Source organism: Oceanobacillus sp. NCCP-135 (assembly GCF_059698015.1).
Genome location: NZ_BAAKSZ010000010.1, coordinates 44,839 through 64,237 on the forward strand (window position 1 = coordinate 44,839; position 19,399 = coordinate 64,237).

At 33.5% G+C, this 19,399-nt stretch carries 13 protein-coding genes; 8 read left to right on the forward strand and 5 right to left on the reverse strand.

The window, feature by feature from the left end; genetic code table 11:
• From AC6HVZ_RS09115 to AC6HVZ_RS09125, 3 genes are all read left to right on the forward strand, one after another.
• Nucleotides 1-924, forward strand: coding sequence for a hypothetical protein (locus AC6HVZ_RS09115; protein ID WP_497557834.1), 924 nt, complete (start codon nt 1-3; stop codon nt 922-924).
• A 652-nt stretch (nt 925-1,576) separates the two neighbouring features.
• Complete coding sequence (locus AC6HVZ_RS09120; RefSeq protein WP_497557835.1) at nt 1,577-3,661, forward strand: S8 family peptidase; 2,085 nt, start codon at nt 1,577-1,579, stop codon at nt 3,659-3,661.
• A 487-nt stretch (nt 3,662-4,148) separates the two neighbouring features.
• Nucleotides 4,149-6,140 carry an acyltransferase family protein gene (locus AC6HVZ_RS09125; RefSeq protein ID WP_497557836.1) on the forward strand — a complete coding sequence of 664 codons (1,992 nt, stop codon included), beginning with the start codon at nt 4,149-4,151 and terminating at the stop codon, nt 6,138-6,140.
• 92 nt (nt 6,141-6,232) lie between these two features.
• Here the strand turns inward: AC6HVZ_RS09125 and AC6HVZ_RS09130 are convergent, their stop codons facing one another.
• Nucleotides 6,233-7,426, reverse strand: coding sequence for an alginate O-acetyltransferase AlgX-related protein (locus AC6HVZ_RS09130; protein WP_497557837.1), 1,194 nt, complete (start codon nt 7,424-7,426; stop codon nt 6,233-6,235).
• 12 nt (nt 7,427-7,438) lie between these two features.
• Nucleotides 7,439-8,860, reverse strand: coding sequence for an MBOAT family O-acyltransferase (locus AC6HVZ_RS09135; RefSeq protein ID WP_497557838.1), 1,422 nt, complete (start codon nt 8,858-8,860; stop codon nt 7,439-7,441).
• A gap of 295 nt (nt 8,861-9,155) precedes the next feature.
• Between AC6HVZ_RS09135 and AC6HVZ_RS09140 the strand changes: the two genes are divergently transcribed.
• From AC6HVZ_RS09140 to murJ, 5 genes are all read left to right on the forward strand, one after another.
• A complete protein-coding gene (locus AC6HVZ_RS09140) occupies nt 9,156-10,622 on the forward strand; it encodes an O-antigen ligase family protein (RefSeq protein ID WP_497557839.1) in 1,467 nt (488 codons plus the stop codon).
• 172 nt (nt 10,623-10,794) lie between these two features.
• Nucleotides 10,795-12,759, forward strand: coding sequence for an SH3 domain-containing protein (locus tag AC6HVZ_RS09145; protein ID WP_497557840.1), 1,965 nt, complete (start codon nt 10,795-10,797; stop codon nt 12,757-12,759).
• A 504-nt stretch (nt 12,760-13,263) separates the two neighbouring features.
• Nucleotides 13,264-14,442 (forward strand): polysaccharide pyruvyl transferase family protein, encoded by a 1,179-nt coding sequence (locus AC6HVZ_RS09150; protein ID WP_497557841.1) that lies wholly within the window; start codon nt 13,264-13,266, stop codon nt 14,440-14,442.
• Nucleotides 14,417-15,496, forward strand: coding sequence for a glycosyltransferase family 4 protein (locus tag AC6HVZ_RS09155; protein ID WP_497557842.1), 1,080 nt, complete (start codon nt 14,417-14,419; stop codon nt 15,494-15,496). Before AC6HVZ_RS09150 ends, AC6HVZ_RS09155 begins: the two co-directional genes overlap by 26 nt.
• A 16-nt stretch (nt 15,497-15,512) precedes the next feature.
• Nucleotides 15,513-16,967 carry a murein biosynthesis integral membrane protein MurJ gene (gene murJ / locus AC6HVZ_RS09160; protein WP_497557843.1) on the forward strand — a complete coding sequence of 485 codons (1,455 nt, stop codon included), beginning with the start codon at nt 15,513-15,515 and terminating at the stop codon, nt 16,965-16,967.
• A 671-nt stretch (nt 16,968-17,638) separates the two neighbouring features.
• On the opposite strand, the gene AC6HVZ_RS09165 is transcribed toward murJ, so the two are convergent.
• Genes AC6HVZ_RS09165 through AC6HVZ_RS09175 form a run of 3 tightly spaced genes read right to left on the reverse strand, consistent with a single transcriptional unit; the run spans nt 17,639 to nt 19,384 of the window.
• Complete coding sequence (locus tag AC6HVZ_RS09165) at nt 17,639-18,202, reverse strand: hypothetical protein (RefSeq protein ID WP_497557844.1); 564 nt, start codon at nt 18,200-18,202, stop codon at nt 17,639-17,641.
• Between the two features lie 2 nt (nt 18,203-18,204).
• Nucleotides 18,205-19,023, reverse strand: a complete 819-nt coding sequence (locus AC6HVZ_RS09170; RefSeq protein ID WP_497557845.1) for an ImmA/IrrE family metallo-endopeptidase — start codon at nt 19,021-19,023, stop codon at nt 18,205-18,207.
• Nucleotides 19,010-19,384, reverse strand: coding sequence for a helix-turn-helix domain-containing protein (locus AC6HVZ_RS09175; RefSeq protein WP_497557846.1), 375 nt, complete (start codon nt 19,382-19,384; stop codon nt 19,010-19,012). Before AC6HVZ_RS09175 ends, AC6HVZ_RS09170 begins: the two co-directional genes overlap by 14 nt.
• Nucleotides 19,385-19,399 lie beyond the last annotated feature (15 nt).

Consider the following 19,399-nt stretch of genomic DNA (forward strand, 5'->3'; position numbering starts at 1 on the left):
TTGCTATACTTTTCTAAATTACCATCCAGTAAAGCAGAACCATTAAATACAGAAGCTAATTTAACTTTAAAAGGTGTAGAATTTACTTCTAGTGAAAATATAGATGAGAAGATATTATACAAGAAATTGAATAAAAGATTAACTATATTAGAAACATCCTTAATAACAAATAGTAATGAGTTAACTTCTATAGAACAGTTAACTGATAGATTGCGCTTTGACTTTGAAATCAAAGAGGAAATTTTACTTCGAATTAAATGGCTTAATAGATTATACGAAGTAAATCAAGTTGTTGAATTTGAATCAATTGAAACAAAAGAAGAAGCAGAACGATTAAGGACTAGATTGGCATCTGTTCAAGTGTGTCCAATGAAAAATAAGTTAGAGGCACAACTAGATTCATTAATAGGGACATTACCTAAAGAACAGTCAGAGCAAACGCCATCATCAGCAGAAGAGCAGTTAATGGAAAATGCAATTGAAGAAGCTGGCAATAAATTTATCAACTTAGGTAAAGAAGGGCGTAATTTTGTCGTTTCCAGAATTGTTAGCGAATTTGGTGAGAATGCTACTGTTAAAGAAGTGAAGGAACTTACCAATTCTATTGAACAGGATGTTAGTGACTTAATGTTAATAAAAGAACCTAATGAACTGGTAAAACGATTAGAAACATTTTCGTTTTTAACTTCATTTTCAGGGCTATCTACCGAAAGAAAGCTAAGAATTGCGGATAGGCTATTAGAAATGAATAAATCAAACGGTCTAGTATCACTTAAACGAATGATAACCTTTTTGGATAAAACATTAGCGATTGAGGAATGTGAGCAAGAAGAAGCAAGAAATACAGTCCAATTAAATGATGGTAAAGATGTATTTACTGTGAATATGGATAAAGATAATAGTGGATTGGTAAATTTAGGATAGTCGTATTATTAAGATCGGATCCTCACTGCTTTAAAGAACTAAAGTGATATAGGTTACATGAAAGTCCTGTGGAGTAAATCTCTGCAAGGCTTCTTTTTCTTCTATATTGAAAAAAAGCAAAAATTAAAGCTATGTCCTCCTGCCATACCTGCTCCGTTTCCGTTTGCAATTAGAATATTGCCATTAATTATACGGTCTTCTTCAATACTGGAATGCCATTTTTCTAATGCGTGTTGCCGGAAATGAATAATGTTCTTAATTAGATTAGAATGATGCTGAACATAAATTCCTTGATCTAACCCCTGCGCATTATTCGATATGTATTTTCAGCATTATTACCTAAGAATCGTTGGTATATAATTATATCCACGTTAGGTATACATTGTCTTATACGCAAAGGTCTATAACTTGATTGATTATAAAATCATTGGTTTCGCCTCAAATATGAAAATTATTATTGGTTATAAGGCTAAAGATATGAAATACATTGTTCAATTTTAATTAGAGGATACTGTACATTATATAGTTACAATATAAACTGATAAATTCCCACAAAATCGAAAGAAATTTTCCATGTATAATTTAAGTTTAAACACACTTATCCATGATATAATAAATAAGGAAATTTTAGAATTTAGTGGGGGTTAATGAGGTGAAAAATTTAATATTATTTTTTTGTTCTTTATTTTTACTTTTTCCTTTACATAGTTATGCATATGCTGCTGATAATAATGAATGTACAACAGATAACAGAGAAATTATTATACAACTAAGTGATACAGCTGATATAGACTTAATATCTTCAAATTTACTAGATGTAACGAAAAGTAGCATTCTTGAAAATAAAAATATTTTTATTTTCAAGGTACCAATAAACGAAGACTATCAAAAAGTTATTACAGATCTTCAACAAAGACATGATGTTTTGAGTGCTGAACCAAATGAAGTCAGATGTGTTAAAAATGTTTCCTCCGAGCCCTATGCTGCAAACCAATGGTACCTCGAACAAATAAATCTGAATCATGCTTGGGAAATTGCTAAAGGTGATGAAGAAGTAACTATAGCAATATTAGATACTGGAGTAAACGGAAATCATTCAGAACTTAGTGATAGAATGCTGCCAGGTTACGATTTTGTTAATAATGATAGTTTTCCAGATGATGACAATGGACACGGTACTTTCATTGCTGGAATTATTGGTGCAAACATTAATGGGAAAGGAATTGCCGGAATAACACAAAATGTAAAATTATTGCCAGTTAAAGTAGGTAACGAAAAGGGGAAGCTATTGAATAGTAATATTATTTCAGGGATTTATTATGCAATGGAGCAAGATGCAGACATAATAAATATGAGCTATTCAGGATTTTCGTTAAATAAATTGGAAATGGAAGCATTGGAAGAAGCACATCATATGGGAATTACGCTTGTTGCAGCTTCTGGAAATGAAGGATTTGATCAGCCTATGTATCCCGCATCCTTTCCAAAAGTTATTAGTGTAGGTGCTTCTAAAAATGTAGTTACTAATAAGTATGATGCGAATCTACTCCGCGCAGCATTTTCCAATTATGGAAAAACGATAGATATAAGTGCACCTGGGACAAATATTATTGGAGCAGACTTAAATGAAGGATATCGAGTTGATCATGGAACATCATATTCGGCTGCAATGGTAAGCGGACTTGCTGCTCTGATAAAATCAGCACATCGTAACTGGGATCCAGTTACGATCGAATGGGCAATTGAAAAAGGGGCAACTATATCTAATTTTTCTTCGGGTAAGTGGGATAATCTATTAGGTTATGGTGTGATAGATGCCTATGAATCTTTAAAACTACAAGCTCCGGAATTAAGCAATGATATAGCTAATGTGAGGCATAATTCAAAACCTATAAATATAAATCAGTCATTTTCAGATGAATTCCAACTTCCTGAGGATAAAGATTGGTATGAGTTTACATTAGAAAATGATTCAAACATAACAATTAACTCTAATACATACGATTTAAATCTAGTTATGGAGCTCTATAAAGAAGAGGGAGAAACGTATTTTCAAAGAATATTGGATGGGGTATTAACAATAGAGTTAAAAAAAGGCACATACCAATTGAAAGTTTATGAAGCTTCGGGTCATTGGTCAGAGGTTCCTTATGTAATACGGATTACTACCGATCCAATACAAGATAATCCAAGAGAAGAAATAAATTTTATAGATGTAAAAAAAGATTCTTCACATTATGATGCAGTACAAGCGTTAGCACAAATGGGAGCTATTAATGGATATACTACTGATCAAGAATTAAAAGAGTACCGTCCATCACAGGAAATTACAAGGTCTCAGGCTGCAAAACTTTTCACAAGAATACTAGATTTACCGTTACCGAGTAATTTAAATGAAGTTCTGGCAAATTTCAGTGATGTGGATAAAAATCATTATTATGCTGAGGAAATTGCTGCAACTTATAATGAAGGAATTTTCCAAGGAAGTGGTGATTTGTTCAATGATGGTAAACTTAGCCGTGCACAAATTGCTACAGTAATTGTGCGTGCATTTAAGCTTAAAGACACTGGAGGAAATGTTGCTATTAAGCTAGATGACGTTACGCAATCACATAAAACAAGTGTGAGAATATTAAAGCAACATGGTATAACAACAGAAGTGAATTTTCGTCCTAAGGAGGCTGTATCCCGAGCACAATTTGCATCCTTTTTGTATAGATCGATGAATTTAAATTAAGTAAGGTGTTATTAATTTGACACCAACAAAAATCTATGTGTCAGAAAACCGACTAATTAATTATAAAGCGCTAGTATGATCGTGAAGCTCTGTGAGGAAAGATGACTGTAGACTTTTCCTTTTAGTAAAACGAAACGAATATTTGTTAGAGCATAAAGTCCTCGTCGAATATTCCTTTTTTGCTTCTAAGGAGAAATTAATATCGAAAAGATGATATCATTTATAGCAATAATTTTATTAATAATACCAATAATTAAGATTGATTTATTCCAAACTAAATATTTCCACCTTGCATTGACTTTACAATTATAAAGTGACTATAATTATACTGCTGGTAAATAATGTTTTCATTATTTTAAATAAAGCTATATTCATTCCGAAATAATAAGTAGGAAGAGACTTTGGTGCATGTTATTGTACGAATGTTATTACCTGTATCTCTTTAGAAAGAAATTCATCATTATAGAGCAATTGGAGATGTTTCAAAGTGACAGACTTAAGAATACCGGAAAAAAAATTCCGCCCTGAAATTGAAGGGGTTCGGGTAGTGGCAGCTTTATTGGTTGCTGTTTATCATATTTGGTTGGGTTCTGTTTCAGGTGGAGTAGATGTTTTTTTTATAGTATCTGGATACTTAATTACGACTTCTCTTTTAGCAAGAGTTGAGCGGGAAGGGAGGATTAATCTTTTTGAAAATATACTAGGATTGGCAAGAAGATTATTTCCACAAGCTTTTACGGTTATATTCGTTATAGCAATATTTTCTTTGCTTATTCTTCCTCAAGCTCAGTGGAATCAGATAATTCCTCAAATATTCTCATCTGCGTTTTATTTTGAAAACTGGCATCTAGCAACAAACTCCGTCGATTATTTGGCGCAAAATAATCAAGCAAGTCCGTTTCAGCATTTTTGGGCGCTATCTGTACAAGGTCAATTCTATGTGACATGGCCATTCATTATTTTGATTGCTTATTTTATTGCTAGAAGGCTATTAAAAACACCAGTAAGAAAAACGTTACTGGGAGTGCTAATTGTACTTTTCATCGCATCCATGAGCTATTCTATATATATTACGGTGGAAAATCAACCATGGGCGTATTTTGATACACTGGCACGTGTTTGGGAGTTTAGTTTAGGAGGGATTTTAGCTCTGTTGCTACCCTACTTATCATTAAATAAATCTATCAGCTTCATTATTGGCTGGTTAGGTTTAGCGATAATTACTTTAACTGGAATTATCCTGCCTGTATCAGAGGTTTTTCCGGGATATGCAGCATTACTCCCGATTTCAGGTGTGATTTTTGTAATCGTTGCAGCTGAAAATGGCAGTCAATTTGGTGTAGAAAAGCTGTTTGGGTCAAAACCATTCTTATATCTAGGTAGTATTTCATATGGATTTTATTTATGGCATTGGCCTTTGCTGATTTTTTATTATGCATTATTTGATACAGATACCGCTTCTTTTGGTGCAGGAATCGTAATTATGTTAATTACATTTATCTTATCAATCATTACTGTTAAAGTATTTGAATCACCGATAAGAAATTTAAGTGTTAAAAAATCTAAGAAAAGATTAGTACCTATACTATTAACCTTCATGCTTCCTGTACTTGTTTTGGGTATTGCCTGGCAAACATATGTAAATCAACAGCAAGAAAGCGTAATCGATGATCCAGCATTGAAAGACTATCCAGGAGCAAGAGCTATTTTTGAAGATATGGAATTAAATTATGATAGAGAACCAATTCCTACCACACTTCAAGCACAAGAACATTTACCATTGTTCTATAACAACAAAGATTGCTTTTCTTATATGAATGAGGAAGAATTAAAAATGTGCTCCTATGGTGAAACAGAAGATCCAAATTATGTCATAGCACTAGTAGGTGGTTCACATTCTGGTCACTGGTTCCCTGCATTATATGAGTTATCAGATGACTTGAATATACAAATTGACGTTTATAATAAAGATGGGTGTCGTTTTACTAATGATGATTTTGAGGGATTTTTGAATAAAACTTGTATGCAATGGAATGAGGAGCTTATGGAAGTGCTTAAAAAAAATCAACCGGACTTAATATTCACGACTGCAAATGTGAGTGATGAGGATAAGATTCCTGATGGTTATCTTGGAGCATGGCGAGAACTTGAAGGAATCTCTGATATATTCGCTGTTCGGGATAATCCAAGGATGATTGTAGACACTCCTATCTGTGTTGAAGAACATCCTGAGGAATGTTCTGTATCAAGAGATGAGGCTTTATCAGAGGTACCACCGTGGGATAATACTGAGAATATACCGAAAAATGTAACGTTTGCAGATCTATCGGATTATTTCTGTAATGAAGAAACGTGTGAACCCATTATTGGTAATGTTCTTGTTTATCGGGATCAACATCATCTAACTACACTTTATTCGAAAACACTCGCACCGTCACTTAAAGCCCCGCTTGGTGAGGCTTTAAATAAAATAGAATAAATCGATGTAAATCGATTAAAAGTGAAGTAAGTTACCATAAAACAAAATAAAGAGGACTCGTTAGAGGGATAATTTTCATGACAATTATCCCTCTATTTCATCCCCAAATCAAAATTCCGATCGTTATATGCCATTATTACAAAATCTGGATCTAAAGCTTTAATATATTGCTCTATATTATCCTCGAAGTAACGTAAATCAATAACTGTTGTTTGCGTAAAGTGACTTGCTACATGATATTGTATCGCATTAAAATAGGAATCTTTAAAGACTACCAGATGCTTATCCCAATCATAATCATTATTTACGATGTTTATTTCTCCATAGTCGCCACTATAGCCTGAAGCGTAACTTATGGTTGCTTCGTCTTTATTATTTTTTCCGGTTGCATATATACTATCTTTTTCTACCAAACTCTCCTTAGTTATTTCTCCAATATACGTAAGAAATTGAGTATCAAATGAATCAGGTTCTTGATAGCATACTTTATCATCATTTTGAATTAGTAAATAATAATTACGATTCCATGAGCCGGCAAAAGGTGTATCTAAACAGTAAGATTCAGTGTTATCAGAGGTAAGTATGTCTGCTGGTATACCTATTTTTTTTGATAGTTCACTAATTATAGCCTGATAACCCTGAAACGCACCGTTCATATTCCAATGATGATCAGTCATAAAAAACAGACTGCTGAAATCAGTGAGTTTAGAATCAGATCGCTTAATCATTGTTTCCATAATCTTTTCATTATCAACTCCTTTTTCCTTTAAATAAGTCAAGAACCGTTCATTATTTTTTAGTCCTTGATCTTCTGGCATGAATTCAGGATGTGGCTCTCGCACATAAGTTGCTTTAGCTGGTAATGAGAAAAAGGAAAAAGGGATATCTAAGCCATCCAGATACTTATTAAATGCAGCTATTTTTTCCGTGATTGCATTTAGTGTTTTATCTGGTTCCAATTCAGCAGGTTTACTAGTGATTAATCCAGTTTCGGTATCTGCATAATATTGCTCACTAAAATAAACCTTATTTATTGCTAATTGGTATGAAACAAATGATTTTAACCAAAGGTCTCTCCCAGGAAATTGATCGGACATGTATGTTTCCATCTGTTTGGACCACTCACCTGAAACTATCTCATTAACTGCAAAACTTGTAGGTGCAGTTGCTAACGAACGATGCTCCATTTCTGAAACTTCAATATCATTTGTAAGGATATGAGTGATCAATCCAGTCGTTATGATAATCATAAATCCCATTGGTAGTATTAAATAAATATATTTCATTGATAACATCACCTAAAATCTATAATATATAAAAGGATTGTAACTATCGTTAACGAGGAACATAGTTACTACTAAAATAAGGAATAAATAATAAATGGAGCTTGAAACGCTAAGTATTCCTTCTTTTAAAACAGAAGTTTCTGCCCAATTTTTAAATAATGATTTTAGCTTCGGATAGAAACCGAATGAAAGAACTAATCCTATAATTAAGTATAAGTTATTATCTATTAGTAATAATATTGTAGTGTGATCCATTAACAAGTCTGTATTTATATTAAACATTGTTTGAATGTATTGAAATGCATAGCTGAAATCATCTGCTCGAAAGAAAACCCAGCCAATCATGACAATAAGAAGCAAATAAATATGTCTAAAGATACGTGGGATTCGTTGAAGCCAGCCCAGTAAGAACCATTTCTCCAAGCAGATAAGTAGACCATAATAGAAACCCCAAGCCATAAATGTCCAACTTGCTCCATGCCAAAAACCGGTTATTGTCCACACAATAAGGAGATTTCTATAAACAATCCATGTTTTAACACGATTGCCCCCTAAAGGAATATACACATAATCTTTAAACCACGTACTTAGTGAAATATGCCAGCGTCTCCAAAATTCAGTAACAGTTTGAGCAATATACGGATAACGGAAATTTTCCTCAAAGTCAAACCCGAAGAACTTTCCTAAACCAATAGCCATATCACTATATCCTGAAAAATCAAAGTAAATTTGCAGTGAATATGCAAGGATCCCTATCCAGGCTGTTGCAGTAGTTAAATCACCTGCAGAAGTTTCGAATATTTGATCTGCAACTTGACCTAGTGGGTTTGCAATTAATACCTTTTTACTAAGGCCTTGTATAAAACGTTTGGTACCTTCAGCTGTTTTTTTACTACTTGTGATTCGAGATTTAATTTGATCAGCAATTGTTTGGAAACGTACAATTGGTCCGGCGACAAGCTGTGGAAATAAGGAAATATATAAAGCCACATTAATGATATTATGTTGAGCTTTTGCATCCTTTCGGTAAACATCAATTATATAGCTCATTGCTTGGAAGGTATAAAAGGATATCCCTATAGGAAGGGGAACTGTTTCCCACTCAATTGTTATATTAAATACATCCTCGATGATACTTATAAAAAATCCAGCATATTTATAATATCCAAGTATTAATAGATTAGCTGCAATAGCACTTGAAACCCATGCCTTTTTTCGGGATAATGACTCTGATTTATGTATGGCTAATCCTATGAAATAATTGATTACGATGGAAACCAGCATTAATATTACAAGCTTCGGTTCACCCCATGCATAAAAAAATAAACTTGCTCCAAGTAAAAATGTATTTTTTAAAAATCTTGGAAATATATAATAACAAATCAATACAATAGGTAAAAACAAATATAAAAACACTAAACTGCTAAAAACCATTCGTTGACCCTCGATTCAAATAAAATCATTCTATGATATAGAATGATAAAAGTAAGCTACATTCATTATGTATTAAATCGATTTTTATTTTGTAGCTATACATATGCTTTTCATTAGACCCTATTATATCGTAAATTATTCATATTATCATCCACTTCAATAGAGGTTTGTGATAAAATATTTAAATGAGATTACATTACATGAAATTTACTCTTGCAATTTTTAACGTAAAATGTATATCCTAAGAATGTATGTTTATAAAATTAGTAAGCGAATGTTGGAGATGAAATAGTAAATGAATAAACAACAAAAGAACTTTCTCATATTAGTAATTACAACTGTTGCAATACTCGCCATTGGGCTAATACTGCCTAATAAAATAGCAATGTTGCTTTCTGTCTTATACTTTACAATTGTTACATGGCTAAAACCAAAGTTATTACTTCCAATGCTAATTATTTATTTCCCGCTACGTCCATTCCTGGTTGAAATGAATGATGGATTGAATTTAGCTGGGGATATAGGGATTTTAGTCCTTGTGGCAAAGGTATTGTTCGATGCTGTTAAACAAAAAGCATATAAATCAATTTTTAAATTAGAATGGTACGAATGGGCTTATCTCTTGTTCTGTGCTGTTGGTGCAATATCTGCATTGTTTACAGGAGTAACGTTAGTGGCAATTGTATTCCAGCTTCGTAAATTTCTTATCATGTATCTACTGTATTACGGTATGAAGCGATTGCCGTGGGACGAACAAGATATCAATAAATTGTTGAAGCTTATCACAGGGGTTGCATTAATTCTTATTTTGCATGGTTTTGTTGAAAAGCTATCCCAGCGCCAATGGTTGCTTCCACAGGCTTGGGCTGAACAATTTATTTCTCCGACAAATGCTGAACGTATTTACAGTCTTATCGGTAACCCGAATTCTTTGGGGTTGTTTATGATCGTTTCTATTGTAGCAAGCTTTATTCTACTACGAACTACACATGAAAAACGATGGTATATTCCGTTGATTCTCTCTACCGGTACTTTATTACTTACATTTTCCAGAGGAACCTGGATTGGAATTGTTATTGCAGTCCTGGTTTTCTTAGTTATTTCGAGAAAAAAGGGATTACTGAAGCAAGTATTTATTGCTGGTATAGCCAGTTACGTTCTTGTGTTTCTTCCTATTGATTATGCTGATCAAATGATTAATAGTGCTTTGGGTGATGAAGTGAAGGATACAGAAGATGAAGAAAAGGATAGGGGAGGTTCACTAGGTGATCGAATTAGCTCTTCCATTAATAAAGAAACAGTAACTCGCAGTACAAATACTGGAAGACTATTTTATATAAAAAAGGGCTTTGAAGTACTGAAGGATTATCCTGTGATAGGAACAGGGTTTAGTACATTTGGTGACTCTGCAGCACTTGTATATTCCTCTCCAATTTATGATGAATATGGATTAGCAAATATTTATGAATATAGGGATAAAGGTGGTTTTTATTCGGATAACCAGTATATTCAAATCATTGTTCAAACAGGAATTGTCGGCACAATATTATTCGCTGTCTTTTTATTGAATATGTTATATCGTATTTGGACTGCTCGTAAAATAAATCGAGACGTTGCACATATTGCGTTACTATTTTGGATATTTATCTGTATTGTAGGCGCTGTATATAACATTTGGGAGAACCAGGTATTTCCTATGTTTTTCTTCTCCTTAATCGCCTTACTGGAAATAGTAAGAAATAGAAAAAGTGAAGAATTATAAACAATTTCATTTCATGGTGACTAGTTAAAACCTCGTGGGAGAGATTTCTACGAGGTTTTTATTTTGTTAACATAAATAGTTTTAAAAAAATATTGTAATATTATACCAATGATATATAATTAAACATGAAATCTATTAAACTATTATATATAGGTGGTGCTATTTTTTTATAATGAAATCAAATCTAAAACATCAGTTTTCCATTATATCAGTCGTCTTTATATTAGCTGTAATCTCTGTCTTAGGAACGTTTAATTCACAGCAGATCCATGCACAATCTAAGGATTTTGTGGATTTAAAAAATGGTGATGACGGTTATGGTAGTGTAATGGCATTAGTTGAGTTAAATATTATTAATGGTTACAATAATGGAACTTATTTTAGACCGTACGAAAATATTTCACGTATGCATGTTGCAGTAATGCTTGCAAGTGCGTTGCAACTACAGCCGAAAGCGAATGTTGCACAAACTCTATCGGACTATAAGGATGTAGATGAAGGTCATACTTATGCACATCAAATAGCCGCAGTAACAGAGGCTAATATTTTCAAGGGTAGTGGAGATTATTTCAATCCAGCAGATGAAATTACCCGTGGACAAATGGCAACAGTTCTTGTTCGAGCGTATAATCTACAAGCAAATAGTAATCCAGTAGATTTGATAGACATTGATAAAATTGATTTATCACATCGTGAAAATGTAGAAATTTTGTATCAAAATAATATCACCAATGGAAAGCAAGCATCAAATGGTGAGAGGTATTTTGATGGAAAGGCTCAATTAAAACGAGTGCAATTTGCTGTATTCCTACATTTATCTATGCTTTATGGAAACCCTGGGGAAATTGGAAATGCTAATGAATATAAAACAACAAACTATGATATGAATTTCTCGAGGGCAGTGGATATACAAGCTGGTAACAATCCAAAAGTAGATGGGAATGGGCAGTTTATTGCAAGTAAAAAGCTGGTAGAATACTTTGCTAACCCACAAACATTTTCCACAGATTCACCTGAATTTTTTCAGTTCTTAAAACTATCGTATGATTCGGGACTGACTGCAGATGAAATAAACAGAAGTGTTTTAAATGGAAAAGGGATATTAGCAGGTACTGCCGAAGCATTTATTGAAGCTGGGAACACAAATAATGTAAATGTAATATATCTGATAGCTCATGCCTTACATGAAACAGGCAATGGGACATCTAAATTAGCCAATGGAATAGAAGTAAAAGGTAAAGTCACATATAATATGTTTGGAATAGGAGCAGCAGATGCTTGTCCAAAAAACTGCGGATCTCAAAAAGCTTATGATGAAGGGTGGTTTACACCAGAAAAAGCAATAATTGGCGGCGCTAAATTTATTTCAAATTCCTACATAGGTCGAGGACAAGATACTTTGTATAAAATGAGATGGAATCCTAGTAGCCCAGGTTACCCTCAATACGCTACTCATGTAGAGTGGGCTGTAATACAAGCTAGGAAGATTCACACGATGTATGAGGAATACAATTTACTTGAAACAAGCGGGTTAATTTTTGATATCCCTCAATATAGTAATCAACCAAAAGCAATTGCCAAACCAGTAGGTGAAGCACAATATGCAGTAGACACAACTAAAAAAGGTACCATTTATGTGACTACGGACAATTTAAATATGAGAACTTATCCGAATACAGGGTCTAGTACAAATATAATTACCACTCTGCCAAAAGGTACGAAAGTGGAAGTAATAGGCGAGAATGGTGGCTGGTATAGGGTTAAGGCAAATGGAAAAACAGGTTGGGTATCTGGTAATAATCTGACAGAAAATAAAACATTAAAAACTGCCACTATTAGTAGATTTTTAGATAGTGAAGAAATATTAGAGGACTCTTCTGTTGCTGATAATCGACTAGAAGAAGTTGAAGATAGGACTGCAACCTTAAAAGTGTCGAACCTAGAATCGGGTTCTTTAGAAGTAAGAAGTGAACCAAATGCTAATACTAGTATAGTAATTGGCCAGTTAAATAATGGCGATATAGTTGAAGGTGTAATTGACATCGAGGGTAACTTTATCAAAGATGGCGATTGGAACTATATTAGCTATAAAGGTGAGAATGCTTGGGTACACGGGGGTTATCTTAAAACAGAATAAAGTTAAAGATACAGGTTCTAAATAGAACCTGTATCTTTTGTAATATGTAAATATTTCCGTTATGTAAAACCAAAACACCAAATAATTGCAAATCAAAATGGTGTAATCTTAAGACACGACTAGAGTTTCACGTATAGTTGCAAAAGCATCTACAACAATATTCTGTATTCCTTCTTGTAATTGTTGTTTAAATTGTGTGGTTTCCTACCGTAGCTGTCCGTCAGTGAATTATTCATAATGCTGTTCTTTTAAATTATTTTTTTCAACCATCGTATAGTAAATTTTTAATTCTCGTATGTCTGGGTTGCATTTTGAGATAACTTTCATTCGATTGAAATCCCTTAAATAATAATAAATATATAGCTTATTATATCGTGATTAGCAACTGTCAACAGAAAGATTTAGATAGAAAGTATATAGTAGTTTCTAATCCATCAGCTTTCATGTTAAAATAGTTAAATGTAATCTAAGGGTTTTACTCATTATTAGGAAGGATTGAAACATATGTCAGTCGGCATCGTAGGAAATTATGGGAATAATAATAGTGGGGATGAAGCAATTTTAGAAGGAATCCTTATACAACTAAAAGAGGTTTATAATATAAAGCGTGAAGAAATTACTGTGTTTTCAAATCAACCAGAAATAATGACTGAAAAGTATGGTGTAAAGTCTGCTAAACTCTATTATAAAAATAAAAATGCATTATTGACTGCAACTACAACTATTTCTAAAAATAGATCAATTATTCGAGATCTCGATTTGTTACTTATTGGTGGTGGTGGCATCTATATGGATCTTTATGGTAGAGAAGCTTTTATATTTGGAATGTATGGATGGCTTGCCAAGCTTTCCAAAACACCAGTGGTCTTATATGGGGTGGGGGCAGGTCCAATATTGACCCGAATAGGAAAGGTAATACTAAGGTCCTTGGCACATTTATCAAAGCTGGTTACTGTAAGAGATCCAAAGTCAAAGGAGCTAATGCAGTCTATCGGTGTAAAGTCAAAGATTCATGTAGTTGGAGATCCAGCATTTCGTTTAAAAGCTCCTAAAAACGAAAAGATAGCCAATAAAGAGCTTCAAATAGGTGTAACAGCAGTTCCATATCATCATATCAGCTACTGGCCTACAGAAGATAAGGAAAAATACCAAAATTATATTGAAGGTATGGCCAGCAATCTTGATAATCTGTTAGCCAACTATCCAGAAGCACAAATTAACTTTTTTGCAACAAAGTACCCCCAGGACAGTATGGTAACAGAGGAAATTCAGGCATTAATGAAATATAAAGACCGGACGGAAGTAAATAATGATGATTTAAACCATAATGAAATAGTAGAATTTGAAGGAAAACAGGATATTATCATTGGTACCAGGCTCCATTCATTAATTTTATCCCTGGTTACCAATACACCTATTATTGCCGTTTCCTATCATCACAAAGTAAACGATTTTATGGAAATGATAGGTTGTAGTGATAAAAACATATTAATTGAACAACTGAATGATAATCCTAATTTTTTCTATGAGACATATAAAAATATGGAGTCAAATTGGGAGGATACGGTTAAACAATTCGAAAATATATCTTCAATAATGAAATCGAAAGCTATAAAAGGTATGGAATTAATTGAACAAACGGTCGGAGCTGATTCTTTTGGAAAAAATTCTCGTATTAAGTAACATGTATCCATCCAAACATTCCAAAACGTTCGGTTTATTTGTTAAAAACCAGGTAGAACTCTTGCGTGATAAAGGTTTGTATGTGGATGTAATAACCATTGATGATCCAAGGAAACAAAAAGTTATCCTTTTAAAAAAATACAGCAAATTTTTTATTCATAATATATGGAACATGCTTATCCGAGGGAGAAAATATAAAGCGGTTCATGTTCATTATATTTTTCCAACTGGTGTAATTGGGCTTTTATATAAGAAGCTACTTGGGAAGCGACTGATTGTTACTTCCCATGGTGGAGATATTGATCAGATGAGTAAAAAGAGCCCATTGGTGCAAAAGCTGACTAGAGAAATTCTCAGAAATGCAGATCATATCATTGCGGTGGGTGAAGGACTCAAGCAGGAAATTCATCATCAGTTTGATATTCCTAACGACAAGATTGCTGTCATTAATATGGGAGTTAATCGAGATGTATTTCGGGAGCAGGACAAGCTTGCTTTACGTAAAAAACTTGGATTACCTAAAGAAGAAAATGTGCTGCTATTTGTTGGAAATCTAATTCGTGCTAAGGGATTGGATGATTTGGTTGATGCATATAAACAAATGGTCGAAAAAGAACCGAATCTATCCTTACATTTAATTGGCGAACCGAAAGATCAAGCCTATTTTACTGAATTGAAACAACGTACGGATGGAGTAAATTCCATTACGATTCACGATGCGATGAATCAAAAAGAGGTAGCTGAATGGATGGCGGCAGCTGATTTATTTGTTCTGCCATCACATATTGAGGGCTTTGGATTGGTTGCGCTTGAAGCGATGGCATGTGGATTGCCGGTAGCAGGCTCAGATGTTGGCGGGTTAAGCTATTTACTTGCAGATGGTGCAGGGGTGAAAACGGAAGTGCGAAATCCTAATGATATTGCTAAAAAGGCTTTAGAAGTTTTACAAAATAAAGAAATTAAGAATGATTTAATTGGTAATGGACTGAAGAAAGCGGATGAATTTGATCAAAATAAACTGATTTCTTCAGTTATGGCTCTATATGAGTCATAGAAGGTAGGAAAATCACATGTCACGTTTTATTAAAATCCTGGGGGCTGTTGCAGTAATTAATATAATTGCTAGGCTCCTCGGTTTTGTCAGAGAAGTTATTATCGGCTATCAATATGGGACAAACTATCAGGCTGATAGCATTATCACAGCTTTTACTATTCCCAATTTTATTTATATCGTAGTAGGGGGAGCTATTACAACAGCATTTATATCTGTTTATAGTAAATTGGATAAAGAGATAAAAAATGACTTTGTTCAGACTGTATTAACAGGGTTAAGTATATTGATTGGATTTGTAACAATATTATTTGTTGTTTTTTCGGAATTCTGGATAAAACTGTTCTTCTCGGGGATGTCTGAAGAAGCTATTGAGTTAACTAGCAATTTATTTATTTGGATGGCTCCTGCCACATTTTTCCTAGTAATAGCAATGTTGTTTAGTGGTCTCCATAATATTCATGAAAACTATCGATTAAGCAGTTTTTCTACGTTAATATTTAATGCAGCTTTTTTGATAATTGGTGTTGGACTTACACCATTTATGATGGAATATTCCTATGGATTTGGTGCATTGCTCGGTTCCATTCTTATGGTATTAATATTGGTACATTATATACATAAACAAAGATTGATGCCATTACGTTTTAAGATGGTAAGAAGGCCTGAAACAAAACGTTTTATCAAATTAGCATTACCAATTATTTTTGGCGGGGCGACAATCCAGTTTTACTTTATTATTCAGCGTATATATGCTGCTGGTTTAGAAGAGGGTGTTATCGCTTCATTGAACTATGCATCCAAGATGACGCAATTCCCCCAAGCTGTCTTAATGACTAGTGTGACGACAATTATTTATCCATTGCTTGCGAAGGCAGTTGGGGAAAATGATGACAAAAAAATAACAAATGCCTATACAAAAGGGTTTCGTATGCTGACACTAATTCTTTTGCCTGCAACACTCTTTATCATGCTGTATGCAAAGGAAATCATTACCTTTATTTTCGAATATGGATCTTTTGATGCAGATTCTACGAGTAAGACGTATCCACTCTTGCAAATATTGGCATTATCGATATTTGGACTTGCTTTGAATACGTATATTACACGGTTCTTCTACGCAAAAGAGAACTCTTATTTACCAATTATCCTGAATGTTGTTTCGGTATTTGGTGTAAATATTCTTGTCATAACTTTATTAATTGATTCATTAGGAGCGTCTGCAATTGCGTTAGGAACCGTTGTGGCGACGTTTGTAAATATGTTTTTGCTAATTATAGTGGCAAAAGTAAAGCTGGATTTAGCTGTCAGCAGTTGGAGTTTTATAGCAAAAGCAGTCGTTTATCTTGTGCTTACAGGTGTAATTATTTGGTCTAGTTCCATAATTTTCACAGGTCATCTTGTAATTACGTTATTCATTGGTGGCATAGTAACAATAGCTCTGGTTCTTGCTGGGTTAAAATTTGTAAAGTAGATGTGCAACGACGGAATATACACTACAACTTAGGTTTGGGGTGTGGTGCCTAGTCACTCTCCGAAATTTGGCAAAAGATTACCATATAAATAGTCTGAAGGAAAGGCTCTGTGGCGAGGTTTAGTCTGGATTAGGTAATTTTGGATATTCGGTATGGGTCAGTTTCGGGTCAGACCTTCATCGCTTAATACCTGAAGAACTTATTCCCTCATCGTTGAGAGGGCTTTTTGATGGCGATAGACATTTTTCAAAAAGAGAAGCGGGTTTTGTTACTGCTAGTGAATCCTTTGCCTTATCATTTTATGATATTCTTCAAAAATATCATCTGGATCATAAATTACATCTTGAGAAACCCAATAGCATAATAAACAGAACGTTTAGGGAGGATTAAATGTCTCTTTTGCTATCGACACTAGTAGTATTAGTATTTAATGAGTATTTAGTTCCCGTTCCTTACCTATAATTTTATTCTTAGAAGGTTCAAGTGAACATTTTGAGTACAAGAACAGACTGTAGGAATTACCATATCACAAATGGAGATGTACTCTAATTTATATACTTAAAAGTGGAATCGGATGCATCTGATTCCACTTTGCTATAGTCTAATGACTTTCACTATCATTTATAATATTTATCCATAATATGTACTAAAAGTAAAAGCAAATGTTTTATTATTTCGGCCACAAATCCCCGTTAAATCGTTCCTTGCTGTAACCAGCTAAAGTCCAAATTAGTAATGCATCTTTTCTTTTACCGCCTGTCTGTTTGATAATTTGAACTAAATTTTCTATTCGTACCACTTGTATTGGTGTTGAAAAATTATGATTAATAAAAGCTTGTTGATCTGACTCATCTGAAAGAAAGTATGGAATGTTAGCCGTTTGTGCAAATGCAATAGACACGATTTCACTCCAGTGACTACCACTTTCTCTAGTTTCTTTTTCCTTCCTTAATTTCTCAATGGTATTTTCATACAATACCAACGAGAGTGGTCCTAATTGAGAAATTGTATCTGCATTTACAACTTCGGAAAGACCTTTTCCGATTAACTTATCAATTTGATCTTTTGCATTTCTAGGTGTCAGAATTTCATTGGAATAAACATATTCATGGATTAGTAACTTTTCTACATAAATGGGTAATAATTCTTCAATTACTTTGTACTTTTTAATTCGCCCTAGCTTAATTGCAAAATCAGCATCCAAAATTGCTTTAGACCAGATAAGTGATGACATTTTTATTCGCCACCCTCTTCATCCAAAAGACTATCTATCTCTGCTTCTGAAGGAAGTTCATTTAAATCAATACCAAAGTCTTTAGGTTTTTTATGAATAAGAGCGAGTACATTTTGCAATTTTTTAGGAGAAATATGCCCGTGTTGATAAAGGTTCAATACGTTTTCTGCTAATCTCTCATAATGTATAATTGGATTAATAGGATTTTGTGGTTCTAATTGTAGTCTTTTTCGGATTAGTGGTACATTCTTTTCATTCCAAAGTTCATCCATTAAAGGTTTTTTTATAAAATCAATTTCATAAAGTCTGCGAACCATTGTTTTATAAGGGGCCTGGAAATTATTGGCAAGTTCAACAGCTTGTGATGGGGAAACATTATCTTTAGAAATACCTAAGAAGAGTAATTCCTGTTCTAATACATTTTTTGGTACTAAAAGCATTGCAGCAAATAAATTAGCACGTAACTCTCTTGTATCCGCAGTTTCATCATCAAGTATATCGCTATTCAGCATTTCCGGATTGTGTAGGTAATCTTGGTCAAACCAAATGTGATAAAGTTCGTGTGCTGCCGCAAAATGTTGTTTCTCTTCCGGTATTTGACTATTAATATAAACAAATAGATGCTCTTTTTTTTGACAAACAAATGCACAAAAGTCCTCATCAGGGAAAGGGGATTGTATAAGTGTAGCCTCTTTTTTTACAATATTAAAAACGTGTTTTCCTAGAATATGTGAATGCTTATGGAGTTCAGCCAATTTTCCATTTGCTTTGGATTCAATATCGACGACTTCTGAGTGAGGCAAGAACTTAATTTTGCTCAACTTTTTTACCCCTAACAGCTTGGGACAGTTCTTTTAACTCAATCATTTCATCCATTACAAAGTCTAGGTATTGTAGATGTTGTCTAATCTTTGTATCAGTTGTTTTTTCCATCATAAAAAGAATGGGTTCTTCGATAACATCTGTCTGATATTTGCGTTTTATTAGTTCGTCTACTGTAGTATTCATAACATTAGCGATTTTTTTTAATTCCTCAATATTTGTAGCCTTTTGACCATTAATAATTTTACTCATGACTTGTTTGGACACATCTATATGATTGGCAAAGTCCTGTTGACTCATATTATTTTTCTTAATAAAGTGACTGATTTTACCACCAATTTCTTCAAAAATCGTCTTCATAACGATCCCTCCTAT